The organism is Labrys okinawensis, from assembly GCF_047345005.1.
Classification (GTDB): Bacteria; Pseudomonadota; Alphaproteobacteria; order Rhizobiales; family Labraceae; genus Labrys; species Labrys okinawensis.
In genome coordinates, this window is the sequence record NZ_CP178864.1 from 1,958,743 (window position 1) to 1,984,103 (window position 25,361).

Annotated in this window: 24 protein-coding genes; 8 read left to right on the forward strand and 16 right to left on the reverse strand. The window is 58.7% G+C overall.

The window, feature by feature from the left end; all coding sequences use genetic code 11:
• The first annotated feature begins 199 nt into the window (after window positions 1-199).
• Genes ACMDCR_RS09305 through ACMDCR_RS09315 form a run of 3 tightly spaced genes read left to right on the forward strand, consistent with a single transcriptional unit; the run spans window position 200 to window position 4,432 of the window.
• A complete protein-coding gene (locus tag ACMDCR_RS09305; protein ID WP_413992257.1) occupies window positions 200-1,939 on the forward strand; it encodes a relaxase/mobilization nuclease domain-containing protein in 1,740 nt (579 codons plus the stop codon).
• A 41-nt stretch (window positions 1,940-1,980) separates the two neighbouring features.
• Entirely contained in the window at window positions 1,981-3,966 is a 1,986-nt protein-coding gene (locus ACMDCR_RS09310; protein WP_413992258.1) for a conjugal transfer protein TraG, read from the forward strand.
• Between the two features lie 7 nt (window positions 3,967-3,973).
• Window positions 3,974-4,432 (forward strand): CopG family transcriptional regulator, encoded by a 459-nt coding sequence (locus ACMDCR_RS09315; RefSeq protein ID WP_413993574.1) that lies wholly within the window; start codon window positions 3,974-3,976, stop codon window positions 4,430-4,432.
• Window positions 4,433-4,543: 111 nt separating this feature from the next.
• Here the strand turns inward: ACMDCR_RS09315 and ACMDCR_RS09320 are convergent, their stop codons facing one another.
• The 11 genes from ACMDCR_RS09320 to ACMDCR_RS09370 all read right to left on the reverse strand — a co-directional run bounded on the left by ACMDCR_RS09320 (window position 4,544) and on the right by ACMDCR_RS09370 (window position 16,293).
• On the reverse strand, window positions 4,544-5,197 hold the full coding sequence (locus ACMDCR_RS09320; RefSeq protein WP_413992259.1) for a chloramphenicol acetyltransferase: 654 nt from the start codon (window positions 5,195-5,197) through the stop codon (window positions 4,544-4,546).
• 404 nt (window positions 5,198-5,601) lie between these two features.
• Window positions 5,602-6,807: a hypothetical protein gene (locus tag ACMDCR_RS09325; RefSeq protein ID WP_413992260.1), complete on the reverse strand. Its 1,206-nt coding sequence runs from the start codon at window positions 6,805-6,807 to the stop codon at window positions 5,602-5,604.
• A 158-nt stretch (window positions 6,808-6,965) separates the two neighbouring features.
• On the reverse strand, window positions 6,966-7,655 hold the full coding sequence (locus ACMDCR_RS09330) for an ABC transporter ATP-binding protein (RefSeq protein WP_413992261.1): 690 nt from the start codon (window positions 7,653-7,655) through the stop codon (window positions 6,966-6,968).
• Window positions 7,642-8,388, reverse strand: coding sequence for an ATP-binding cassette domain-containing protein (locus tag ACMDCR_RS09335; protein WP_413992262.1), 747 nt, complete (start codon window positions 8,386-8,388; stop codon window positions 7,642-7,644). The genes ACMDCR_RS09330 and ACMDCR_RS09335 overlap by 14 nt, the downstream gene beginning before the upstream one ends.
• Window positions 8,385-9,287, reverse strand: coding sequence for a branched-chain amino acid ABC transporter permease (locus ACMDCR_RS09340; protein WP_413992263.1), 903 nt, complete (start codon window positions 9,285-9,287; stop codon window positions 8,385-8,387). Before ACMDCR_RS09340 ends, ACMDCR_RS09335 begins: the two co-directional genes overlap by 4 nt.
• A gap of 118 nt (window positions 9,288-9,405) precedes the next feature.
• Window positions 9,406-10,269, reverse strand: a complete 864-nt coding sequence (locus ACMDCR_RS09345; protein WP_413992264.1) for a branched-chain amino acid ABC transporter permease — start codon at window positions 10,267-10,269, stop codon at window positions 9,406-9,408.
• A gap of 79 nt (window positions 10,270-10,348) precedes the next feature.
• Window positions 10,349-11,584 (reverse strand): ABC transporter substrate-binding protein, encoded by a 1,236-nt coding sequence (locus tag ACMDCR_RS09350; RefSeq protein WP_413992265.1) that lies wholly within the window; start codon window positions 11,582-11,584, stop codon window positions 10,349-10,351.
• A gap of 81 nt (window positions 11,585-11,665) precedes the next feature.
• Window positions 11,666-12,961, reverse strand: a complete 1,296-nt coding sequence (locus ACMDCR_RS09355; protein ID WP_413992266.1) for an ABC transporter substrate-binding protein — start codon at window positions 12,959-12,961, stop codon at window positions 11,666-11,668.
• A 37-nt stretch (window positions 12,962-12,998) separates the two neighbouring features.
• Window positions 12,999-14,234, reverse strand: a complete 1,236-nt coding sequence (locus tag ACMDCR_RS09360) for an ABC transporter substrate-binding protein (RefSeq protein WP_413992267.1) — start codon at window positions 14,232-14,234, stop codon at window positions 12,999-13,001.
• A 109-nt stretch (window positions 14,235-14,343) separates the two neighbouring features.
• Window positions 14,344-15,168, reverse strand: a complete 825-nt coding sequence (locus ACMDCR_RS09365; RefSeq protein WP_413992268.1) for a phosphodiesterase — start codon at window positions 15,166-15,168, stop codon at window positions 14,344-14,346.
• Between the two features lie 42 nt (window positions 15,169-15,210).
• Complete coding sequence (locus tag ACMDCR_RS09370) at window positions 15,211-16,293, reverse strand: cobalamin-independent methionine synthase II family protein (RefSeq protein ID WP_413992269.1); 1,083 nt, start codon at window positions 16,291-16,293, stop codon at window positions 15,211-15,213.
• Between the two features lie 239 nt (window positions 16,294-16,532).
• Here ACMDCR_RS09370 and ACMDCR_RS09375 point away from each other — a divergent pair, with 239 nt between their 5' ends.
• Window positions 16,533-17,396: a LysR family transcriptional regulator gene (locus tag ACMDCR_RS09375; RefSeq protein ID WP_413992270.1), complete on the forward strand. Its 864-nt coding sequence runs from the start codon at window positions 16,533-16,535 to the stop codon at window positions 17,394-17,396.
• Window positions 17,397-17,726: 330 nt separating this feature from the next.
• Here the strand turns inward: ACMDCR_RS09375 and ACMDCR_RS09380 are convergent, their stop codons facing one another.
• The 4 genes from ACMDCR_RS09380 to ACMDCR_RS09395 form a co-directional block, all read right to left on the reverse strand.
• Entirely contained in the window at window positions 17,727-17,855 is a 129-nt protein-coding gene (locus ACMDCR_RS09380) for a hypothetical protein (protein WP_413992271.1), read from the reverse strand.
• Between the two features lie 359 nt (window positions 17,856-18,214).
• Complete coding sequence (gene proC / locus ACMDCR_RS09385; RefSeq protein ID WP_413992272.1) at window positions 18,215-19,048, reverse strand: pyrroline-5-carboxylate reductase; 834 nt, start codon at window positions 19,046-19,048, stop codon at window positions 18,215-18,217.
• Between the two features lie 94 nt (window positions 19,049-19,142).
• Window positions 19,143-20,690 (reverse strand): class I adenylate-forming enzyme family protein, encoded by a 1,548-nt coding sequence (locus ACMDCR_RS09390; protein WP_413992273.1) that lies wholly within the window; start codon window positions 20,688-20,690, stop codon window positions 19,143-19,145.
• 5 nt (window positions 20,691-20,695) lie between these two features.
• Window positions 20,696-21,466 carry an enoyl-CoA hydratase/isomerase family protein gene (locus tag ACMDCR_RS09395; protein ID WP_413992274.1) on the reverse strand — a complete coding sequence of 257 codons (771 nt, stop codon included), beginning with the start codon at window positions 21,464-21,466 and terminating at the stop codon, window positions 20,696-20,698.
• A 214-nt stretch (window positions 21,467-21,680) separates the two neighbouring features.
• Here ACMDCR_RS09395 and ACMDCR_RS09400 point away from each other — a divergent pair, with 214 nt between their 5' ends.
• Window positions 21,681-21,968 carry a hypothetical protein gene (locus ACMDCR_RS09400; protein WP_413992275.1) on the forward strand — a complete coding sequence of 96 codons (288 nt, stop codon included), beginning with the start codon at window positions 21,681-21,683 and terminating at the stop codon, window positions 21,966-21,968.
• Window positions 21,969-22,039: 71 nt separating this feature from the next.
• Window positions 22,040-22,180 (forward strand): hypothetical protein, encoded by a 141-nt coding sequence (locus tag ACMDCR_RS09405; RefSeq protein WP_413992276.1) that lies wholly within the window; start codon window positions 22,040-22,042, stop codon window positions 22,178-22,180.
• Window positions 22,181-22,206: 26 nt separating this feature from the next.
• Here ACMDCR_RS09405 and ACMDCR_RS09410 read toward each other — a convergent pair whose 3' ends face one another.
• Window positions 22,207-23,055 carry an IclR family transcriptional regulator gene (locus ACMDCR_RS09410; RefSeq protein ID WP_413992277.1) on the reverse strand — a complete coding sequence of 283 codons (849 nt, stop codon included), beginning with the start codon at window positions 23,053-23,055 and terminating at the stop codon, window positions 22,207-22,209.
• Between the two features lie 608 nt (window positions 23,056-23,663).
• Between ACMDCR_RS09410 and ACMDCR_RS09415 the strand changes: the two genes are divergently transcribed.
• Complete coding sequence (locus tag ACMDCR_RS09415; protein ID WP_413992278.1) at window positions 23,664-24,488, forward strand: ABC transporter permease; 825 nt, start codon at window positions 23,664-23,666, stop codon at window positions 24,486-24,488.
• Window positions 24,489-24,498: 10 nt separating this feature from the next.
• A complete protein-coding gene (locus ACMDCR_RS09420; RefSeq protein WP_413992279.1) occupies window positions 24,499-25,314 on the forward strand; it encodes an ABC transporter permease in 816 nt (271 codons plus the stop codon).
• Window positions 25,315-25,361: the final 47 nt, after the last annotated feature.

Consider the following 25,361-nt stretch of genomic DNA (forward strand, 5'->3'; position numbering starts at 1 on the left):
TGGCGTGCGGGGAGGGTGGGAGCAGGCGATACGACCGGGGGATGGCCAGATAAAAGGCCACAATGTGTGGCTCGGTCGGGGTGTTGTTTGGCTTGGGCTTTCTTAGGTTTTCGGCAATGTGCGCTCTTTCAGCGCAATGTGCGCGCCCGCTTCAAGTCTTTGTTCGTCCTGCGGTTTATGAACATTGCCGGAGATGGCGATGGCGGGTGACGACGATTTCCAGGTCCGGCCAGGACGCATCCGCTCCTCTCGCGCGCAGCGTGCGAGACTGTTCATCGCGCAGGCGCTCGCCGCCGCTGAGCGGGCCGGCGGCGGCATCTCGCGACAGGGCATGCTCAGAAGCGGGAAGCGTTCGGCGTTCGGGCGCGGTCGCGTCGCCAGCGTGCGGGCCAACCGTCTGCTGACCGGCCGCTCGCGTCTGGTCACGATCAAAACGCGCGTCGTGCGGCACACGGCACGCTCTGCGCCGCTCGCCGCCCATCTCGGTTATCTCCGTCGCGAAGGCGTCACCCGGGACGGGGAGAAGGCGCGCCTCTTCGGACCCGAGACCGAGGACACCGACCCGAAGGCCTTTGCGGAGCGATGCCAGGGCGACCGGCATCATTTCCGCTTCATCGTCTCACCCGAGGATGCCGTCGAGTTGTCGGATCTCAAGGGCTACGCCCGCGAGCTGGTCGGGCAGATGGAGAAGGACCTCGGCACCGAACTCGACTGGGTCGCCGTCGATCACTGGAACACCCAGCACCCGCACGCCCACATCATCGTCCGAGGCGTCGCCGAGGACGGCCAGGACCTCGTCATCGCGCGCGACTATATCAGAGAGGGAATGCGTGCCCGCGCCCAGGATCTGGTCACGCAAGAGTTGGGGCCACGCACCGATCTCGACATCCGTCGTGCACTCGAACGTCAGGTCGAGCAGGAGCGCTGGACCCAGCTCGATCGTCAGCTTGCCCGCGACGCCGATCGGCATGGCGTCATCGATCTGGCGCCCATGCCTGGCCAGCAGCCCGACGAATTCCATGCCCTGAAGGTCGGGCGGCTGCGCCGGTTGGAAGCGCTCGGTCTCGCGCATCAGCTTGGGCCCGGCCAATGGATGATGGCCGAGGCTGCAGAGTCCACCCTACGTGAACTCGGTGAGCGTGGCGACATCATCAAGCGCATCCACCGCGGCTTGAAGGAGCGGGGAATCGAACGCGGTACGGCGTCATACGTGCTCGCCGGCGAAAGCCTCGATGATCCTGTTGTTGGCCGGTTGGTCGATCGCGGCCTGGACGACGAGCTTAAGGGAACCGCCTATGCCGTGGTCGACGGCATCGACGGCCGCACGCATCACATCAAGCTGCCCGACCTCGATGCCGCCGGCGACAGCGCGCCGGGCTCGATCGTCGAGCTGCGCAAGTTCGACGACGCGAGGGGCCAGCGTCGCGTGGCAATCGCCGTTCGGTCCGATCTCGATATCTCGGCCCAGGTCACAGCGACCGGCGCCACTTGGCTCGATCGGCAAGCAATCGCGCGGGAACCAGCGGCACTCGGCCAAGGCGGCTTCGGCGCCGAAGTGCGCGACGCGATGGATCGAAGAGCCGAGGAACTTATCCGGCAGGGCCTTGCTGAACGCCAGGGACGCGGCATCACCTTCGCGCGCAACCTCATCGCCACGCTCCGCGGCCGCGAGGTGGTGGCACTCGGCGAGCGGCTCGCGGCCGAGACGGGGCGTTCGTTCAATCGTTCCGCGTCCGGCGAATATATCGCCGGCACCTATCAGCGACGTATGACGCTCGCGTCCGGACGCTTCGCCATGCTCGACGATGGGCTCGGCTTCCAACTGGTGCCCTGGTCGCCCTCGCTGGAAAAACAGCTCGGCCGCCATGTCTCCGGCGTCGCCCGCGATGATGGCGGCGTCGACTGGAGTTTTGGCCGCAAGCGGGGCCTCGGCCTGTGATCCGCCCCGATCCCTTACGCCTATCCTGAAAGGACCCTGTCATGTCCGCTACCAAAATCCTCTGGGGCCAGGTCATCACCATCTTTCTGATCGTGCTCATGACGATGTGGATCGCGACGGAATGGACGGCCTGGCGGCTCGGCTTCCAGCCGGAGCTTGGGCATCCCTGGTTCGAGATCTTCGGTTTCCCGATCTATCTTCCGCCAGCTTTCTTTGCATGGTGGTACGGCTACGATGCCTACGCCCCGCATATCTTCGTCGAGGGCGGCTATATCGCTGCATCCGGCGGCTTGATCTCCGTCGTTGTCGCGATCGGCATGTCGGTCTGGCGGGCGCGCGAGGCCAAGAACGTCGAGACCTATGGCTCGGCCCGCTGGGCGCAACCGAAGGAGATCGAGCTGGCCGGTCTGCTTGGTCCCGATGGCGTCGTGCTGGGCCGGCTCGACCGCGATTACCTCCGCCATGATGGACCCGAGCACGTGCTGTGCTTTGCCCCGACGCGCAGCGGCAAGGGCGTCGGCCTGGTCGTACCCTCGCTGCTGACCTGGCCGGGTTCGGCGATCGTCCATGACATCAAGGGGGAGAATTGGCAGCTCACCGCCGGCTTTCGCGCACGGCACGGCCGCGTGCTGCTGTTCGATCCAACCAATGCGAAATCATCCGCCTACAATCCGTTGCTCGAGGTTCGGCGCGGCGAATGGGAGGTCCGGGACGTCCAGAACATCGCCGACATCCTCGTCGATCCTGAAGGAAGCTTGGACAAGCGAAACCATTGGGAGAAGACAAGCCACGCACTGCTGGTCGGCGCCATCCTCCATGTCCTCTATGCCGAGGCGGACAAAACGCTGGCCGGGGTCGCCGCCTTTCTCTCCGATCCGAAGAGGCCGATCGAATCCACCCTCGCGGCGATGATGAAGACGGCCCATCTCGGCGAAGCGGGTGTTCACCCTGTCGTCGCTTCCGCGGCGCGGGAACTCCTCAACAAATCCGACAATGAGCGGTCGGGCGTGCTCTCCACCGCCATGTCGTTTCTGGGACTCTATCGCGACCCCGTCGTGGCGGAAGTCACGCGGTGCTGCGACTGGCGGATCGCCGATATTGTCGGGGGCAAGCAGCCGGCGACGCTCTACCTCGTGGTACCGCCCTCCGACATCAACCGGACCAAGCCGCTGATCCGGCTGATCCTCAACCAGATCGGCCGACGCCTGACCGAGGAGCTGCAGGCCAAGGGCCGGCGCCACCGACTGCTCCTGATGCTCGATGAGTTTCCGGCGCTGGGGCGGCTCGACTTTTTCGAGAGCGCGCTCGCTTTCATGGCAGGCTACGGCTTGAAGAGCTTCCTGATCGCCCAAAGCCTCAATCAGATCGAGAAGGCCTACGGACCCAACAATTCGATCCTCGACAATTGCCATGTGCGCATCAGCTTTGCGACCAATGACGAAAGGACTGCGAAGAGGGTTAGCGACGCACTCGGCACCGCGACCGAAATGAAGGCGATGAAAAACTATGCCGGGCACCGGCTCTCGCCCTGGCTTGGCCATTTGATGGTCTCGCGTTCCGAAACCGCCCGGCCGCTGCTCACCCCCGGCGAGATCATGCAGCTCCCGCCCGCGGACGAGATCGTCATGGTCGCGGGCACGCCGCCGATCCGAGCCAAGAAGGCGCGCTATTACGAGGACGAGCGGTTTCTCGAGCGTGTGTTGCAGCCGCCGGCGCTGACCCGGCCCGAGACCGCCCGCCCCGATGACTGGAGCGCTCGGCCGCTGCCAGCGCGACCTCAGGTCGCCGAGGCAACCCTCAGCGAACAGGCGGAAGACGACGATCCGACCGAATCGGAGCGTCGTCGACAGCCGGAACTCAGTAGGACGAAGCCGATCGAGAAGAAGGAGCCGATCGACAACGAGTTCGCGCCCGATGCCGACAATGAGATGGAGGACGACGCGGCCCGCATCGGCCGGATGAACCGCCTTATGCAGGGCGTCGTGCGGCAGGTCTCGCTCGATCCAGGCGACGGCATGGAGCTGTGAGGTGACAATTACCATGCGGAAAAAGAAAGCGGCCTTCTCCGTTTATCTCGATCCCGAAATCATGAAACGGTTGTCTGCCTATGCCGCACGGCGCGAGCAACCGATGTCGCTCATCGCGGAAGCCGCCGTTGCTTCCTTCCTGTCGCCTGATGCCGACGAGCGGCGCGAAGCGGCAATCGCCAAACGCCTCGACCAGCAGGACCGGCGCCTGGCGCGCCTTGAGCGCGATGTGGGCATCGCCGTCGAGACGCTGGCGCTGTTTATCCGCTTCTGGTTGACCACCACGCCGCCCTTGCCGGAGCCAGCCGCCCAGGCGGCGCGGGCCAAGGCGGGGGCGCGGTATGATAATTTTGTCGCCGCGCTGGGGCGCCGGCTCAACGAAGGACCGAAACTCAGGCAAGAGATCATGGAGGACATGGATCTCCCTCCGACGTCCCACCAAGATCACAACGAAACGCAGATGTAATGCGATCTTCTCTTGGCAAAAATCGTTTGGTGCGAATGCAAACAAGGCTTGGTCGAATACCACGCTCGATGAATAAATGACTACCTTCTATATACATCTCACAAGAACGCATCATTTTCTGGCAGAGGTGTGGCTGTTGATGGCTTGGGATTCGTACTTTGCCAGAAACTCTTCAGTCGACAACTTGCGGAAATCCGGCAGTGCTGCGCGCAAGCTTTCGTGATCCCAGTCCCACCAAGCTAGTCTGGCGAGTCGCGCGGCGATGTCGTCCGAGAATCGTTGCCTGACGGGGCGGGCGGGATTGCCCGCGACAATCGTGTACGCGGCCACGTCCTTGGTCACGATGGCACCAGCCGCCACCACTGCGCCCGTGCCAATATTGCGGCCGGGCAGCACGATTGCGCCATGGCCGATCCAGACATCGTGACCGATATGGACATGGTGTTGTCGGCGCCACTCGAAAAACTCCGCCTCGTCGGTCTCGCCCGGAAAGTAAATTCCGGCGCGGTAGGTAAAGTGGGCCTGGCTCGCGCGGTTCATCGGATGGTTGCCCGGATTGACCCGGGTCATGGCCGCTATCGAACAGAATTTGCCAATCGTCGTGTAGGTAATCTGGGAATCGTTCACGACATAGGAATAGTCGCCGATGGTCACTTCGTGGAGAAACGTGCGCGCACCGACCTCGCAATAGGCGCCCAGTTTTGCCTCGTGCAATTCGGCTGTGAGATGGACGGACGGTTGGACCGAAAGCGCTTTGGCGACCATGGTGGCTCCGCTGATTGTATGGTGGGTGCTCGTCCTGAGCAGTTTTGATGATCGTTTCGGGGCAGATCGAGACAGTGATACGGTGAACGGTTCCTGTTATTCGCGCCGGCAGCACCGGAGAGCAGGATCCAAGCCGCGCCGGCAAGAGCGACACTCTTTCGCCCTACGGCTGGCATTGGCCCGCTGTGCGCGGCCAACGTGCGGAGCCAGGCGCTCTTATGTGCCTTGCCGGGCACAGACCGAACTTAACCCGTGTCGAGGAGCCAAAGGAGTTGTCACACGTTCGTCGACTTTCGACGGGTGCCAGCATCAGAACAGAAACCCTGGTTGACCCGAAGCGTGTGCTCGTGAGGACGTTCGCATGTGAACTGGTGCGAAAGCCTGCGCAGCTTGCGTCCGACGATTTAACTGTCATGCTTGCGAACAACCACGTAAAGCTCGTCATTGAACCAGAGGCCGCCGTATTTCCTCAAAACCTTTTTTGTTGTTTCAATGTATCTACCGCTATGCATTGCCTCTGAGAGGCGCTCGTCCTCTATCTGAGCAACGTACGTTGCATTATTCCATGCGGCTAAGAGTGTTGACGTACCAATCGACGTCGACTCGTTTTCTACCTCGTCAGGCAGGGTGTACATCTGATACCTGAATTTAGCTCTATCTTCAGGATAAGCGTCGAAATTGTAGTGCTTGGCCTCAGAGCCGAGTGACAATCTTGTCTCTCTCAATATGTCGTGCCGGGTGTTTGCAAAGGGCGCCTCGCCGGGCCAGACCGCCTGGACGATCTCCAGCGCCGGGTCGTCGCCACACGAATGGATGCCGATAAGACGCCCACTTGGAGCGAGACTTTGGGCGAGAGGAGCAATTACCTTTTGCGCCTTGAAGGCCGCGGACGCGCTTGCACGGTATGGTTGGGACGCAATGATCAGGTCGTAGCCGGCGCTGACCGCACCGCGCTTAGGAATGACCTGATCGAGCAGAAATTTGTGGCTCTCCAAGTAGAGTACGAGAACCGTGGGCTGCTCGTAAACTGGATTGCCTGTCTTTTCGCTGACATTGGCCCGCCAATGCTGAGCCAGGAAGGGCTCCAGCGCGTTGATCTGCTGTTCGTACTCGCCAGCTGTGCTCCCCGACAGCGCGACTTCGCGCCAGACCAGACGGGCAGCCATTGAGGGTGAATTCGGCTGAAGACGCGTTGCTTCTGAATAGTAGAGATTTGTAAGGATCAGGACTGTGGCGGGGTGCTCGTGGAAGCGGTCCGACACCTTCTCAAGCGTCAGGCGCATATCCTCAAGACTGATCTCCTTGCCCACGATATAGAATGGCAATTTCTCGAAACGTTGGTGCATGGCGCGCAAAACACGCGCCAGCACCGTGCCGTCGCCGACACCGGCATCGAACACGCGAACTGCCGGTGGGCGCGGGCGAACGTATTCCAGTTCCTGAGAAATGCGTTCGGCAACCACCCGTTTCTCACTGCACGTGTTGACGAACATCAGATATTTCTGGCGATTGTCGTAGAAACGAAAATTCTGTTTCGAATTTTCGATTCCGGGTGCCGGGGCCGGAAGGTCGCCATGCACCGTTGCTTTTTGGGCGGTCTGCAAACCCATTTGCGTTCTCAACCTTGTTAAAAATTGCAGTGTCTTATGAGGCCGAGCCCTGCCGACCACCATTTGAGCCCGACGTGGCTAGTGTCTCGAGTGAGCCAACCGGTCGACGGATCCAGACCGGTGGGAGACGGGGGTGCTTGTCGCCCTTTGAGCGAGCGCTACGCGGCCTCCAGCACGTTATCGGCAAGAAGGTCTGACGGCGTCCGTTGCGCCACAATCTCGCCCTTCTGGATCAACAGTGCCCTGCCCGCCAGCGACGCAACGAAACTGAGATCCTGATCGGCGATGATCATGGCCGTCTTTTCAAATCGGTGGATCGACAGCAGGCATTCGGCGATTTCGTCCGTCACAGAGGGTTGGATGCCTTCGGTCAATTCATCCAGGAGAAGCAGGCGCGGAGAGCGAACCATGGCGCGGGCAAGCGCAAGCAGTTGCCGTTCTCCGCCACTCAAAGCCCCACTGGGGCGATCAAGAAGCTTCTCCAGCCTCGGAAAGAGTGACGTGATCTCTCCAATCGTTTTCGCCGTGCGGGCACCGGGCATCATGCTCGCGAGCATGAGGTTTTCCTTGACGGTGAGACCGGGAAATCCTGCTCCACCCTGTGGTGTGTAGCCGAAACCAAGACGGCTGCGTCGATGGGCCGGCAGGCGTTCGATTGCGACACCGTCCAGCACGATCTGGCCAGTCTCGACCGGCAGCAGGCCCATCAGCGTCTTCAGCAAGGTTGTCTTGCCCATACCGTTGAGGCCGACGATCCCGAGTATCTCCTGACTGCCCAGATCGAAACTCAAGCCGTGCAGCACCCTTGTCCGGTCGTAGCCTGAGGTTAGTCGCTCAACCTTGAGCATGGACTATCTCCTTCTTGCGGCCGAGGTAGATGTCGCGAACGGTCTCGTTTGCCTCGATCTTGTCCATCGTGTCCTCCACCAGCACTCTTCCCCGGTGAAGGACCGTAACGCGTTGCGCGAGACGTGCGATGAACTCCAGATCGTGCTCGACCACGATCACCGTCGCATGCGCATTGAGCCGCTTGATGATGTCGACGGTCTTCAACATCTCGTCGCGCGTCATGCCGGCGGTGGGCTCGTCCAGAAGGGCAAGACGCGGATTGCTAGCGAGAAGCATCCCAAGCTCACACCATTGGCGATGCGCATGCGAAAGGGTCGCTGCCGACTGCTTGGCGAGAGGGTCGTCGAAGCCGATCTCGTTGAGCGTCAGTTCGACAACCTTGCCAAGCTCGCGTTTGGCCAGTCCTCGCGGCAGCGCAGCCAGCCGAATGTTTTCCCTCACGCTAAGGTTGGCGTAAACACTCGGGATCTGGTTCTTGATGGCGATGCCCAGGCGAGCGATGCGATGTGTCGGCAGGCCCCGCAAGTCGCGACCGTTGAACAGGACATGACCGCTGGTTGGCTGGTGCTGATGCGTGAGGCATTTGAACAGCGTGCTCTTGCCGGCGCCGTTGGGGCCAATCAGACAGCGGATTTCGCCTGCCATCACAGCGAGGTCGACGCCGTCGACCGCCGCAACACCCCCGAAGCGTTTGACAAGACCGCGTGTAGCAAGAATGGGGGAGCCGTTCATACCGGTTTCTCCTTTCGCACCAAGCCGCTCAAGCGGCGTGGCAACTTCGGGTCAGCCAGGCTCAGGATCATCGGCAGCAGACCTCGCGGCACCAGCAGGACGAAGAGCAGGATCGTCGCACCGAAAATGAGTTCCGTGTTGAAGATCTGGTTTGCGCCTAGCTGGCTGCTCAGAAGCTGAAAGCCGAAGCTTGCTAGTGTCGGGCCCGCGAAGGTGCCGAGGCCGCCGGCGATCACCCACAGAACGAATTGCGAGGCCTGCGGCAGATCGAACACGTTAGGGCCGACGAAACCCATAACCGCTGTGTAGAGTGCCCCGGCAAGACCCGCAACGGCGGCGCTCACGGCAAAGCCTACGAGCTTGTAAAAGCGGATGTCGTAACCCAGAAGTTCGCTGCGCAACTCGTTTTCGCGGATCGCTGCCATGATCCGTCCGGCGTTGCTTGCGCGCAAGAACGAAAGCAGGATGTAAATGCCGGCAAGCGTGAGCAGGCAAATCGAGAATGTTGCCTCCACCGACAGTGGCGTCTGCGGGTCGGCCGGCATGTTGAGCGGCGGTATGGCCGTGATGCCGTTGAACCCGCCGAGCAGGACCGAGCCGATGTGGTAGGACGGATCGGCTGTCGATGTTGCGAAGGAATAGAAGATCAGTGTCACGCACAGCGTAATCACGCCGAGGTAGACGTCGCCGAGACGACTGAAGAACAGGAAGTAGCCGAGAACCAGCGAGAACGCGACCGGCAAGATTATCCCGATCAGCAAACCGGGCGTGCTGTCACCCAGATTGGAGGTAGCGACAGCATAGGCATAGGCCCCGAGACCAAAAAAGACCGAATGACCCAGGTTCAGGATGCCAAGCGTGCCCCATACGAAGGCAAGGCCGAGCGCCGCGATGGCCATGGCCGAAAAAGCGGACAGATTGATCAGGTCGAAGGGTTCCAGCACGAGTGGTCCCAAAGCCGCGAACAAGACCAGAGCGGCCGGTAAAACTGCATGTTTGAGTTGGCTCAGCATGGCGTTATCGAGCTCCGGTCCATAGGCTTGAGATACCCTTCGGCAGCGCGCGCAAAATGATCACTGCCACGAGCAGCAGCGAGGCCTGGCCCACGACCGGCGTCGCAAAAAAGGAAAGCAGCGCTTCCACGGGCCCGAGCACGGTTGCGGCCGACAGAAGGCCCGTTACCAAGGCGCCGCCGCCACTAATGACCGTGACGAAGGCGCGGGCGACGTAGGCGGACCCCATGTGCGGAAGAACGCCTGAGATCGGCGCGAGCAGAGCGCCCGACAAGCCGCTCAATGCGGAACCAACGACGAATGTAGCGGCGTACATGCGGCCGCAGTCGATCCCGACCGTCGCAGCCATCTCGGGGCTTTCCATCGCTGCTCGCGCCAGCAGCCCGTATTTCGTTTTGTAGAGCGTAAAGAGAGAGCACCCCACCAACACAATGGTGATCGCAATCAGGAAAAGCTGGTAGGCTCCGATGGAATAGGCGCCGACCTGGACATTGCCAAGTGGTGCGCTCACTCCCATGGTCGTGTTGCCGAATATGGCTGTCACCGCACCGATCAAAAACAGGCTGAGCCCCCAGGTGGCCAGCATCGTCGTCACCAGATGGCCGTAGAGCCGGCGGATGATGAGCCGCTCCGCCGCGACGCCGATCAGACCCACCACGACCGGGGCGACGACCAGCATCGACAGCCAAAGATTTATGCCGGCATGGGTGGCGATCACTGTCGCATATCCGCCCAGCATGATGAACTCGCCATGGGCGAAGTTGATGACCCGCATCATGCCGAAAATGACGGCCAGCCCTAGGCTGATCAAAGCAAGCATCGCGATGGAATTGACCACCGTGAAACACAATATGGCAAGCTGGTCCATGCTCTTCCCCTTGCTGAAAACCGAAAAAGTCAAGCGAAGCCGCGGCGCCGCCCGCATGCGGCGCCGCGGGCCTCCCCGCCTAAATCTGGGGCATGAGGAAATCCGTCTGGCTCGGATGGGCAAAGACGTCGCACCTGCCACCATAGTTGTCAGGCCGGATCTGTGACTTGGTTTCCACCAGGCTCCAGACGCGATTTTCGACCTTGATGATGCGAACGTCCTGGGTGGTGTGGTGCGTGGAAGCGTCAGTCGCCATCGTGCCGCCAGGCCCTTCCCACGTGATGCCACTTTCCCAGGCTTTCATCACCGCGTCGCGATCAAAGCTCTTGGCTCGCTTGACGCACTCAGCCCACAGCATGACGGTGTTGTAACCGCCGATGGCCTCTCCGTTGATGTAGGAATGGTCTTGGCCCATGGCTTCGGCGAAGCGCGCCAGGAAGGCTTTGTTTTGAGGCGTATCGAGCTCCTGGAAGTAGTTGTAGGCGGCGTAGATGCCATTGGTTTCCTGGGGTGACAGAATCTCGCTCTCCCGGCCACCGCCAAAAATAATCGAGATGATGGGAATCTTGTCCAGCATCCCCGCTGCGGCCCACTGCCGGTAGAATGACATGGACGGGCCACCAACCAGGCAGGAATGGATGAAGTCCGGCTTTGCCGCCTGGATCTTGGCGATGGCCGCGGTGAAATCGGTGACGTCCAGCGGATAATAGTCGTCGGCAAGCACCTCGCCACCCGCCCGCTTGGCCATAACGTGGTTCCAAAGCCCGAAGACGCGCGGCGCGTTGTAATCCGAGGCGATGTAATAGAGCTTCTTGCCAAGGTTTTTGAACGACCACTCAAGGAGCGGAACGACCTGCTGATTGCCTTCGGTGTTGCAGCAGAAGATGTTCTGCTCGCAGGCTCCGCCTTCATAGATCGAACCGTAAAAGTACGGGACCTTGTATCGATGCAGGATCGGACGTGTCGCCTCTCTGGCTGCTCCGGTCAATGCGCCGACCGCCATCACGGCCCGGTCACGAAGTGCTGCTTGTTGTGCGTATTGCGGACCCTTGTTGATGTCTGACTGGCAGTCATAGGCCTTCAGGACCACCTGTTTGCCAAGGAGGCCACCGGCCTTGTTCAACTCCTCGACGGCGAATTCCGTGCACATGTTCGACGGGACGCCGTAGACATCCAATGGCCCGGACAGATCGTACAGCGAGGCAATTGTGACTGAGTCCGATCCCGCCGACGCGATGCCGGGGAACGAGGCGGTCATGGAAACGGCGGAGACCGCCAGGGTAGAACCGAGAAACTGACGACGTGACAAGTTCATGAGGTCGCTCCTTGCGCTCAATTGGAAACAGATGAACAAACCCGCGGGCCATGAAGGCCACCGCGGCAAAGACCTGGCCGACTAGATCTGCGGCATCAGGAAATCCGTCTGGTTCGGATTGGAGAACACATTGCATCTGCCGCCGTAGGTATCAGGTGCAATCTGCTCTTTCGTTTCGATCAGGCTCCACACACGGTTCTTCACCGAGACGATGTGCACGTCTTGCGTGGTGTTATGGGTCGGACCGTCCGTCGTCATCACGCCGGCCGGGCCGTCCCACCGGATGCCGCTTTCCAGCGCCGCCATGACAGGCTCACGCTCGAAGCTTTGGGCACGCTTGACGGCTTCCGCCCATAGCATGACCCCGCTGTAGCCGCCGAAAACCTCGCCGTTGATGTAAGGATGGTTCTTGCCGGCCAGGGCTTCGACCTTGGCCAGGAATTCCTTGTTCTTCGGGGTGTCGAGTTCCTGGAAGTAGTTGTAGGCCACGATCACGCCGTCGGTTTCTTCCGGGGCAAGAACCTCGTGCTCGTTGCCGGCGGCGAAGACGATTGAGATGATGGGAATCTTCTTCAGCATGCCGGCCGCGGCCCACTGCCTGTAGAAGGACATGGCCGGGCCTCCTACGAGGCAGGAATGGACGATGTCCGGCTTGGCGGCCTGTATCTTTGCAATCGCAGCGGTGAAATCTGTAACGTCCAACGGGTAGTAGTCGTCGGCTACCACCTCGCCGCCATGGCGCTTTGCCATCACGTGGTTCCAGATGCCAAAATTGCGAGGCGCGTTATAGTCTGAAGCGATATAGTAGAGCTTCTTGCCGAGATTGTTGAACGACCATTCAAGCAGCGGAACAACCTGCTGGTTGCCTCCAGTGTTCACACAGAACGTGTTCTTCTCGCAAAGGCCGCCTTCATAGAACGAGCCATAGATGAACGGAATTTTGTACCGCCGCAGAACCGGTCGTGTGGCCTCGCGCGCCGCGCCGCTGAGCGCGCCCTGCACCATGACCACCTGGTCGTTCAGCGCCGCCTTTTGCGCATACTGCGGGTATTTGTTGATGTCCGACTGACCGTCATAGACCTTGAGTTCGATCTTCTTGCCAAGCAGGCCGCCGGCGGCGTTGATTTCATTGACGGCAACCTGCATGCACAGGTTCGACGGCACGCCGTAGATGTCGAGCGGGCCAGACAAATCGTGCAGCGAGGCGATGGCGACGCTATCCGATGTCGCCCAGGCGCGATCGGATATCGAGCCGGTGACAATCGCAGCGGAGACGGCTGCTGAGGATCCTAAGAACATGCGACGGGACATTTTCATGGGAATGCTCGCTGTCTTGCGTTGACATGACGGGGCTTGCGAAAGGCCGTCCGTTACCAATGTCCGCGACGCCGAGCTGGCCGCCGCGGACCAGTCCCTAGATTTCCGGCATCAGGAATTCGGTCTGGTTGGGGTTGGTGAAGACGTTGCACTTGGCTTGATAGGTGTCCGGCGCAATCTGCTCCTTCTTCTCGATAAGGCTCCAGACGCGGTTCTTGACCGTGATGATGTGAACGTCCTGTGTCGTGTTATGGGTGGGGCCATCGGTGGTCATGACGCCCGCAGGTCCGTCCCAACGGATCTTGCTTTCGAACGCCGCCATGACTGCATCGCGCTCGAAGCTTTGGGCTCGCTTGACGGCTTCGGCCCAAAGCATCACCCCGCTATAGCCGCCGAACGCATCGCCGTTGATGTAGGGGCGTTCTTTGCCGGCAAGCGCTTCGACTTTCGCCAGGAACTCCTTGTTCTTCGGTGTGTCGAGCTCCTGGAAATAGTTGTAGGCGACGGTTATTCCATCGGATTCGTCGGGCGACAGAACCTCATGCTCGTTGCCACAACCAAAGACGATCGAGATGATCGGGATCTTCTTCAGCATGCCTGCCGCCGCCCATTGGCGATAGAACGACATAGCCGGACCGCCAACGAGGCATGAGTGAACGATATCGGGCTTGGCTGCCTGGATTTTGGTGATCGCCGCGGTGAAGTCGGTCACGTCGAGCGGATAATAGTCGTCTGCGACCACCGTACCGCCTTCGCGCTTGGCCACCACGTGGTTCCAGACGCCGAAATTGCGTGGCGCGTTATAGTCCGAGGCAATGTAGTAAAGCTTCTTGCCGAGGTTTTGAAACGACCATTCGAGCAGCGGCACGACCTGCTGGTTGCCACCGGTGTTGACGCAGAACGAGTTCTTTTCGCAGAGGCCGCCTTCGTAGATCGAACCGTAGAAAAATGGTGTCTTGTAGCGCCGCAGGACCGGGCGCGTGGCTTCGCGTGCAGCACCCGTCATCGCGCCCTGTATCATCACGGCCCGATCGCTCAGGATCGCCTTCTGCGCATATTGGGGGTTCTTGTTGACGTCGGACTGGGTGTCGTAAGCTTTGAGGTCGACCTTCTTGCCGAGCAGACCACCGGCGGCGTTGATTTCGTCGACGGCAACCTGCATGCACAGGTTGGACGGAACGCCGTAGATGTTGAGTGGGCCAGACAGATCGTGCAGTGAGGCGATGGCGACCGTGTCCGATGTCGCGAAAGCGCGATCGGCGAACGAGCCGGTGACAATCGCGGCCGAACCGGCTGCCGAAGACCGTAAAAACATGCGACGGGACATTTTCATGGGAATGCTCGCTATCTTGCGTTGCAACGTTTAGGCGCGCCAAAGCCGGTCGGTCCGCTCGCGCAGCCGGAAAGGCATTTCAAGGCTGTGTGAGAAGTGGTTTTTCGTTTTACCGTGCCATCGGCACCACCTGTCGCTCGACCGGCAGGTCCGGGTCGTAGAAATATTTGGGGCTCGCGTCGAGGAAGTCGTGCGTATGGACGACCACTGCACCGTCATCGACAAATGCGATCGCGTAAGCCGGCGGTTCCATGCTGCAGGCAATTCCGCGCTTCAGATTGAAGTCGAGCCAAGTCTGGTGGTTCAGGCCGCGTAGGGTGGAAAAGGGAATGTTTCGCCAGGTACCGGCGATCGGGCGGTGAACATGGCCAAAAAACAAGTGACGAATGTTGTGGCCATCGAGGATCTCTCCCAGTGCTTCACCGTCCTCGAGCATGATTTCGTCGACGGCCCGAAGTTGGACTGGCAGAGGGTGGTGGTGCATGAAGAGATAGACGGATTTACCCTCTGCCTCGCGCAGACGCGCATCCAACCATGCTCTTCGCGCCTCGCAATACGAGCCTGCATGGCTGTCCGACCTGTTGGTATCGAGAAAGATGAACCGTCCGGCAGGGGCGTCGAGCACCGATTGGATAAAGCCATTGTCGTCGACTGGAAGCTCCGGAAACACTTCGCGGAACTGGTCGCGATCGTCGTGGTTGCCGATGAGAAGGCGCACCGGCATCGGCAAAACCTCGAGCGCTTTGCGCAGGCGAACATACGCGCTCCTTTGGCCGTGATGGGCCAGATCACCTGTCAGGACGCAAAGGTCGGCGTCGGAATGATGTGTGACGACATCGTCGAGGCATGCCTGGAGCCGCTCGCCGGGATCGCTGTCGAAAACGCGATCGCCTGGCGGCAGAAGATGAAGGTCGGTGATCTGTATAATTTTCATGTTATTTCCTGCTGCGGATCTTAACCTGACGCACGTCGTGCTTCAGATGCCGGGTGTCCTGTTCCAGAGGCGGCGCGACGCGATGTCGGCGCCATGGACCAGTGACTCCAGCTTTCGCCAGGCGATGTCTGGATCGACAGTGTGGAACGTCGCAAAGCTCGCAAAGCCGCAGTCAGTGCTGGCGATTACTCGCTCCCGACCGACCAGGTTAGCGTATTGCTCGATACGCTGGGCGACGACTTCCGGATGTTCGATATAGTTCGTGCAGGTATCGATGACGCCAGGCACGATCAGTTTGTCGTCTGGAAGCCTGGTTTCCTTGAACAGACTCCATTCATGGGCATGACGCGGGTTCGCGGCCTCGAGAAGGATTGCCATCGGCCTGGCCCTGACAATGATGTCGAAGATTTCGTAAAGATCGATGTCATGATGATGGGGCGACTCGTAATTTCCCCAGCACAAATGCATTCGCATGCGATCAGGGGGAATGTCGCGCAGAGCGTGGTTCAGAACTTCGACGAGAAGTGTGATTTCCTTGCGAAAATCGGCAACGTCCAGCGGTTTTTCGCGGAAATGGCGACCGAGCGCCAGATCCGGACAGTCGATCTGCAGAAGAATACCGGACTCCACAATAGCGTCGTACTCTCGCTTCATGGCATCGCCGAGAGCGTAAAGATATGCCTCGTGCGAGGGATAGAATTTGTTCGGCATGTAGTGCGCCATGATTCCTGGAGACGAGGCGTTCATGAACGCTTCCTCTATGGCACTCTCCGCAAGCGCCGCCTTCAGGTTCGCGATGTCAGTCGCGAGGATCGCATCGCCGTGGTAGGTGATCGGCCCGACGCAAGCCGGCGTTTTGATGTCAAGGACGATACGCTTGGCAAAATCCGGGAACTCCGCGAGCTCGGAAAGAGCCAATGGTTGATCGGCGCCCGTCAATCCGGTTAGGCGCTCACGGGCATAGGTGGCGTATGCGTACTTGCTCATTTCGCCGTCGTCGACGATGGAGATGCCGAGAGCTGTCTGCCTGCCGACGACGTTCTTGACCGCTAGAGCGATCTCGCTCGGCAACGACGCTCGGCTATCAGCATCCAGTTCGCCCTTTTCTTTGGCTGCGATTTTCATTTCGAGAGCCGTCGGACGGGGAAGGCTCCCGACGTGAGTTGTGAGAATTTGGTCCGTGCTTGTCTTCACCGATGTCTCTCCATTTGCTCACGGGGCGCTTACCCCAAAGCCGTGTTCTTCCCGTGCCAGTCGCATGGCACTTGCCGCTGTTCGCTTTCGGAGATAGCAAGCGCAGTTGACAGGCGTGTGTCTTCATATTAGCTCAGCTAATGCAACGATGAGCACCAAATGGGGCCGTCATGAAAGTTAGCTCTCCGCAAATCACAGCGTTCACCGAAGTTTTTCGGCAGCGAAGCGTCTCTGAAGCAGCCGCTGCCCTAGGGGTTACACAGTCTGCGGTTACACAGCAGCTGGCCAAGCTCGAGCAGCGAATTGGCTCCGCTCTCTTCGTTCGTTATCGTTCTGGTCTCCAACCGACAAAGGTAGCCCAGGAACTGTTCGCATTGACTGACAGGATTGACGTTATTGAGAAGTTGGTGGCGGAGAAGATCAGCGCGTACAGCAGCCTTTCTGATGGCCATTTAAGTATCATCGCTAACGCGCCACGCCCGGCGATGCCGATTATCGCTAGATTCAAAGTGCGCTATCCAGGGGTGAAAGTAACGTTCACTCTTTTGAACTGGACAATTACTATGCAAAGACTGGAGGCTCGCGATGTCGACATTGCAATCGTCACCGAGCCGAACGACATAGCGGGAACGTTCAAAAGCGAACTGACAAGGACTCGGCTGGTGGCAATGCTTCGAAGCGAGCACTCCCTGGCCTCTCGGAAAAATCTGACGCTGGCTGAACTGGCCAACGAGGTGATGATCCTTCCGGAAGAAGGCTCCCTGACACAAAGAGAGCTTCTTCGAGCAAGTTCACTGGTGGGTGTTCGATTTTCCAACGTCATCCAGGCCACCACATATCCCGTGATGAAGGAGGCTGTCTTGCACGGTCTTGGAATCGGTATTTTCCTGGAGGACAGCGTCTTTCCTTCTTCGGAAATCGTCAGCAAGCCGGTTGTTGAGCTCGATACGAGGTTTGCGACATATGTAGTCACCACGAAGGACAAAACGGATCTGCGACTCGTGCGCGCTTTCATCGATGAGAGCCTCGACTAAGGCAGGATCAACGGCCGTATCACCAGAAAGGGTGCTGACACCGGTTCGTCCCCAATCACAGCCGTCTTGCAGTCGCCAGCGTTTTGGAACGCCACATCACGCACGAGCGTCTCGGACATTAATGCCTGAGCTAACCACCGTTGGAACCAGAAGACCGGTGCCAAAACCTTCGGCAACAGCCTTGCACGCCAGATCAAAGGAGACGGTCGTCGGGCCTCCTCGCCCGTCGATAGCAATGCGTGGCCGCGCCGGTGCGCAGATCCCGAGGCGGTCCGCGCGACGCCGGGTTGCAGCGCCAACCCGCAATCGCGGTCGGAGATTTTTGAGCAGCTATTGGACGTCGATGAAGGCGGACCGGTCCGCATGGCGGCTGGCAACCTCGCTGCCATAATCCGCACGGTCGCCGAGCACGAGCCCTTCGATCAAACGGTCCGGCGGCGGCAGCAATCCGTTGGCCACACCAGGCCCAGTACAAACTAAGACCGCTTGAATGTGCAGATTTGTTGCGCGATGGTCGAAAGGCCCCAGAGCCCTGTGCAACGAATGACCACGACAAAAAGCGCACCGTTGTTCGTACCCACAGAGTTTCACGTAACTCCCGTCGCCGATGACGAGGGTGCGCTTGGCATCCTCTCCATTCAGACGACAAATGGACAACTGGACCTCGCTCTAGAAAGCGATGCAGCAGAAGCGCTCGTCAAAGCAACCTACGCTCTTCAAGCGCAACTTGACGGATTCCGGAATGAGGCCTCTGACGTAGGCTAACCACCCTACCAGGCGGGGACACAGAAAGCAGGCCATTCCTTTTGCGTGAGCATTCACTTATTTGCTGACAGTGACTTTGATCTATCGAACGCTGCCCTTGTCGTGCGGCGAATGAGACACAAGAGCTCGTCCCCTCCCGTTAGTATCGAGAGCGCCGCTTCTGTCGTGCCTTTGGCGCTTGTCACTTGTCGCCGGAGCTGCCCCGGCTCGCTTTCAGTTTGCATAGCCAAGGCGCCGGCGCCGAAAACAGTCTCCTTAGCGAGAGTCATGGCAAGTTGCCCCGGAAGACCGAGCTCGCGAGCGGCTATGGCAAGGCACTCCATGAAATAGAAGAGGTAGGCGGGACCGGAACCGCTGATCGCTGTCGCTGCATCCAACAAAGGTTCGCTATCCACCTTATGCACAGGGCCGCCCACGGCAAACAGTGACACCACTCTGTTCAGGCTTATCTCCTGAACGCCATCGCCTGGGAAGACTATCGTCGATCCCTTGCCAATTGCAGCAGCAGTGTTGGGCATAGCCCGTATCACGCGCGCTTTTCCGAGCAGCGCCCCCAAATCTCTGATGGTTATACCCGCAGCAATGCTAACGAAGACAGCTTGTTCGGCAAAACGACGATAGGCCGGGACCTCTGCCACCATTGCCTGAGGCTTTAGAGCGAAAACGACTAGATTGGCCTGGTCCGGCAGGCTTGCTGGCCCCTCATGTGCCTTGGTTCCTAGTCGCGCCGCTCGCTCGCGAAGATCGTCAAGGGGCTCAACGACATGCACGTTCCCCGGCTCGAGCGCCTTTGAGTCCAGCCAGCCGCTTAAAAGCGCGTAACCCATATTGCCGCAACCGACGAGTATCAATCGGCCGGCCGCTGCCGATGGTACAGTGCCAACCATCTGGCCCTTCCTTTCGCAGTTCCTCGCATTCCGAAGCACAAGGGTCGAGACGTCGTTTGCCTGAGTCCGCGAGGCCGCGCAGAGCCGATCGCGTCTAGGCCGGCGTTGATTGTTGCGTCGCCATCCGATCCCAACAATTGTTTAAGTCTGTCGGAAGCAAATGTTTCATGATCCTTTGACTTGGCGTGCGCTCGAACTCACCGACGACTTCGATGTAGCGAGGGTTCTGATAGGATGCCAATCGTTCGGCCAGCCAGCCGGATAGGTGTTCCGGTTCAATTGTCTTGCCTTTCTTGGCTTTGACGAACAGCTTGATGTCCTGTTCGCCGATGTCGGCAGTGACACCTATCATTGCGCAGTCTTCGACAGCGGGATGACCGGCCGCTACGTGCTCAACCTCCCAGGCCGACACGTTCTCGCCCTTGCATCTGACGCTGTCAGTGATGCGCCCGTGTAACCAGAGGTTTCCTTCAATATCCAAGGTGCCGGAGTCACCGGTGTGCAGAACTCCTCCCACCAGGGCTTTGTCGGTTGCTTCCTGATTGTCCAGATAGCCTTTGAAAAGCGAACCCTCTAACAAAGACCGGACAACAATCTCGCCTCTGCTGCCCGGAGCTATACGATTGCCACGCTCGTCTACTACGTCAACCGTGTACCAAGGCATCGGCTTGCCGACCGAACCGACCACGCCCTCGATATTGCAGGTGGTAATGCTCGAGGCTTCCGTCATGCCGTAGCATTCCCGCATTTCCACACCGAAGCGGTCCCGGAACTTTGGCCAGACATCCATGGGACAGCCGCCACCCCATGCAATGCGCACCAAATGTTGACGGTCGAGATCGCTTTCTGGCTTCTTGAGTAGAATTTGCAAGATGCCGCCGAGATAGTGAATGTGGGTCGCGCCAGCGTCTCGTACCTGACTCCAGAATGAGCTTGCGCTGAAACGATCAACCATGGCCAATGTGACATCTTCGATGATCGGCAAAGTGATCAATTGAGCGCCGCCGATGTGGAAGAGCGGCTCCCAAACGAAGAATACGTCTCCCGGTTTCATCGCCGTCAGGATGCGAGCGGCCTCCCCGGCAAGCCGCAGCATGCCATGCGTGACAAGAACGCCCTTCGGTCGTCCGGTTGTCCCGGACGTGTACATTATCGCAAATAGATCATCGGCTTCGATCCGAACGTCGGCGAAAGCTAATTCCTTCTGCAGAACCGTCTCGAGTGAACGTCGATCATAGGGCTGACCGACCGTCACCACCGCTTCGGATCGAATGCCGGCGTGGCAATCAACAACGCTCGGGAGAAGTTCCTGATCGCAGACCAGCAGTCGAGGCTTGCTGTGATCGAGGATGTAGCGCAGCCCCTCGCCTTTCTGATGAGTGTTTACCGGAACCCAGATGGCACCTGAGCGGGCAATCCCGAAAAGCAAGGCGAGCGATAGTCGAGAATTTCGCATCATCACAGCGACACGATCGCCACGCTGCACGCCTTTGCGACGTAGTTCAGCCGCAAACGTCGCAGACTGTTTGTTCAGCGTGGCGAACGTCAGCGCTTCACCGTTAAACTTGGCAAAGATCCGGTCCGGGTTCCGATCGGCTTTTTTGTTGAAGTCCGCAAAAAAGCCTTGGAGGGACTTGAGCATAGATGTCACGCCTTCCTGGCTGCACGTTCAGCCAGGAATTTTTCCATCATCCGAGATGTCTCGCCTGAGGCGTAGGCCTCACGATGGATCCGCACCGCCGCATCGAGACACTCGCGGAACCTGGCCTCGGTCATCTCACGAAGCCACTGCTTGTCCAGACGCATGGCAAGACGTGGTTTCGCTGCCAATTCGCGTGCCAGCGAGAGAGAAGCGTCCAAGACGTTTTCTGCGGGAACAATCTTGTTGATGATCCCGATGGAATGACACTCCGTTGCATCCATCAATCGGCCGCTGAGCGTCAAATCTGTGGTTCGAGCAAGTCCGAGGATTTCCCGCATGATCCACGGGCCAGTGACGCTCGCAATGCCCGAATTGATTTCAGGCTGTCCCATCCGTACTCCAGAATGGCCGATGCGGAAATCGCAGAGCAACGCAACCTGGAACGCTGAACCGGCAGCAACCCCATTCAGCGCTGCGATCAGCGGCTTATGAAGCGATCGAATGACATCGTACAATCGTTCCCATTCTGCGATCCACTTGGAACTGCTGTCACCGTCGAACGTCTTTGCCTCGTTAAAATCTTGACCTGCACAGAATGCCCGGTCACCCGCCCCTGTCACAACAATCGCACCGACGGTTTTGTCGCTCTGGAGTTCCAGGAGTGCATCAACAAGCTGGCTCCGCATTGGAGCGTGCCAGGCATTGAGGACTTCCGGCCTGTTCAGCGTAATGACAGCAACGGCGTCGCGTCTGTCGACGAGAATGTAGCGATCCACGGGCTAACTCACATTGGAATGCAATATTAGATATTATATAGTGTGAATAGATCGCGCAAGTAAGTCAAGCGTCTTTTCGCCCGTTCGGATTTGGAACGCCTTTCGCCAGAATCGTGTGTGGCGAGAGAAACCGCGACGGAAGTGGATTGCCCCGCGACCAAACCGGCAGACGCTTTTTAACGTCTGTACAAGGGCTTGCAGGCATTGCGAACAGATGCTCGACCACCGCATGCAGCTTCGTTTGGGCTTTGATATGACTATCGGTGTCCTGTGCCGTCAAAGTTTGCGCACGACGCTCGCTGAGGTGGATGTGGCTCGCTTTGCAGTAAAAATTATGCTCGTGTCAGAATGGGTTGTCAGCCTCACGCGTCACGAAGCACACGATGCTGCGGCGCTGCGGCTCACGAGAGTCGTAAGCCAAAATCGCGCTGCTGATCGCTTTGTCCAAACGCCTTTTCGATGGGTCAATGCAGGAGGTTCGACCGCCAATCTGGTGGACTAACAAGCCTCGGAGGGTTCTCACCCGGCCAAACGCTCGCCTATTGGTAGTAAACAGCGCACTTGGGCATCGCCATGATCATTGCCGGCACCACTTTCGCTCAGTCGCGCAAACCCGACGCGTCCGATACGTTTGGGTTCAAGCAGGTGCTGACTTGCAAACCGCGCAAGCTCGCGGTCGTCACGTTCAAGATGGAGCAGTTCCCTTGGCGATGACACTCTTCAAGAGCCTGCAATTTAGCTCATGTGCGCCTGTACTGGGACACCACCTTGGACATTTGGCGCGCGATTTCAACGGTAATCGGGCTCAGCTCAGCTTCCACTCTCTCAGCCGTCCAATTGGCGGTCGAAGCAGCAATATTAACAGCAGCCACAACCTTGTTGTCGTACCCGAAGACAGGCGCAGCGGTCGAAATGTCTCCCAGCATCGCCTCCTGACTGGCGATGGCAAAGCCTTTTTGGCGAACCTTGTCCAATTCCTTGAGAAGTTTTTGCCGACTTGTCGTTGTGTGTGGGGTGATCGCCGAAAGGCTCGAGCCATCCAAGATGGCGTCAGTAGCGTCGGCGTCGAGGTTCGCCAGAATCGCGCGACCCGGCGCAGTGGCGAAAGCGGGGAGACGCGTGCCGATCGTCACGTAGGAGCTCATCACGTTCCTGCTCGGAACGCGTGAGATGAATATGATGTCGGACCCTTCGAGCTCTGTCAGGTTGACCGTCTCCTGCGATTGTTTGTTGGCCTCGAGCAAGTAGGGAAATGTTGCCTCCACGATGGGATTGCTGCGAAGGTACGCATTTCCAATATCCATAGCCCTGGCGGCCAACGAATACTGGCGAGTTGTTTCGCTATGCGTTAGGTATCTCAGCGCCCGCAACGTGTAGAGCACGCGTTGGGTTGCACTCTTGTTCAACCCGGATGCTTCCGAGACCTCAGCCAGTGTCAACGGCCGGGGGTTGGCACAGAACGTATCGAGGATAAGCAGCCCCTTCTCGATCGTTCCCAGATAGAGCCGCTCGTCGATATCGGGCTTCGCGAATGCAACAGGCGGATTGAGCCCGCTCCTGCTCTTGTTCCTCTTGTCGAGCATCATCATACCCAATCCCTAGCGAAATGCGGTTCCGCATATTGCTATCCAATGTGGACTCAAAGCTCAACCCCCGTTTCAAGCCAAGAACGGAGCCAGCGCCCGTTACAAGCGCGGCTAAGCGATTTTGCTATTGACTCGCAGAAAACAATATGCGATATTGCATAACAATACAGAAAGCTCAATCGTTCGGGAGGAACCAGAGGGGCTTACGGCCACGTTGAATGAGGTATCCCGCTCGTGAAAACCGAGTGCGCCTGAGCTCAGCGCTTCGGTGAAGTTCGATATCCATTCAAGCGCGGCGTGCAGAAGCCTGCTCGGCAGATCAGGAGTTTTGGTCAAGCACGAGAAGGTGGAGTGACGTCGATCAGCTCGGCCGTATCCGCTGCAAGCCACTCTCGAATCCGTACGGCAAGACCTTAAGGGCGTTTGTTGATCCGATGAACCGTTCAGGAGATTAGCGTCGATCGTGAAACCAGATGGGCGAGTCGGTGCCCAGCGCGACATGTTCGCTGATATTGAACTCCAATCGAATGTCCTCCCGGACTGGTGTGCGATGCGTGCGGCGCGAATGCCGCGCGTATCGCGCTTCTTTACAAGCTTCGGCCTAGGCTCAAATGAACCGCTCAACCAATCTCAAAGTGCAGTCGCTGTTCATGTCACCTGCCGCATTGGTTGCAGTGGGCATAGTACTGCCGCCCCTTTGCTATGTCCTGATTACAAGCTTCAGAGCCGACGCCGGGCCCGCCTCAGCGTACACAGAAATACTCGAAGGCAGCCTATTTAGACAAACGTTAGCAACGACACTAATTGTCGCGTCAATTTCATCCGTTCTGAGCCTCGTGCTGGGATACATCGTCGCCCTTCATCTGGCGAGACAGAGTCCAAATCGACGAACTCTACTGATGTTTCTCATTCTCCTGCCGTTCTGGACAAGCATTTTAGTCAAGTGTTTTGCCTTCACCATCATCTTGGGTCGCTACGGTATTCTAAACAACCTCCTGAGATGGGCGTCTGGGATCGACGTGCAGCTGCCGCTCGTTCTCAATCGCGTCGGACTGCTCGTCGGCATGACCAATTTTCTCGTTCCTCTCGTTGTCCTGCCTGTGCTGGCCAGCCTGCTTGCAATCGATGGTTCACTTTATAGAGCCGCGTCCGTCATGGGTGCGAAACCGCCGAGGATATTTTGGACCGTGACACTGCCCCTAAGCCTCCCAGGAGTCGTGGCAGGTTTCCTAAGCGTGTTTGTTATGTCCTTGGGCGCGTTTGTGATCCCAGCGCTTCTCGGCGGCCCAAAGGATCAAATGCTCTCCAATCTGGTCGACTTCTATAACCGCGAAGTACTCGACTGGCCGAAGGCGTCGGCAATAAGCGTTATCTTGCTGACATTGGCGTCAATCTTCATCGTTCCGATGGCGCTTTGGCGTCGGCGCAGGATCTGAGAGGCTGATCATGGCGAACTCAGTGCTCGATCCCTTGTCGCAGCGGTACAGCTTTGTTGGTTCAAGCCTCGCAACAGTGATCTACATCTTCTTGCTGGCGCCGGTGGCTGTAGCGATTCCAATGGCATTCGGACCGACGAACGCGCTCGAATTCCCACCGTCAACATATTCGCTCGATTTGTTTAGGATTCTTTTTTCGTCGGATAGCTGGCTGTTACCGCTGTTTACCAGCCTCAAAGTCGCGGTCCTCTCCACGACTGCTGCGCTTTTCGTTGGTGCTCCTTCGGCATACTGGATTGCGCGTCATGAATTTCTGGGAAAGCTTGCAATCCTCGGCACGCTGCTTAGCCCTTTGGTCATTCCCTCGATCGTCTCCGGATTGGGAATTTACCTGTACTTTTCGTACATCGGCATTGGCGGAACAACGCTCTCGCTTGTGCTTGGCCATCTGCTGGTGACGTTGCCATTCGTTATCGTAATGATCATCGCAGGTGTACAGAAGCTCGATCGAAACCTGGAGTTCGGTGCAGAGTTGATGGGTGCGTCTCCGCCCCGCATGTTCCTTACGGTTGTACTTCCCCAGCTTGTCCCATCCTTGATAAGCGCCGCGTTCTTTGCATTTTTGCTTTCGTTCGACGAGGTTATAATCTCTTGGTTCCTCGCAGGCAGCGATACGGTGACACTGCCGGTCAAGATGTATAACGCCCTGTCGTGGGAAGTATCGCCGGTGATCGCAGCAGTATCGGCTCTACTGACGGCGCTGTCCGTGCTGGCCTGCATTGTAACTATTGGCCTGAGGAAACCGACAGGCGAGGATGTATCTTGACCAACGAAAACATAATTGCAGTTCGGCCTGCGACGGGCTTTCGCTCA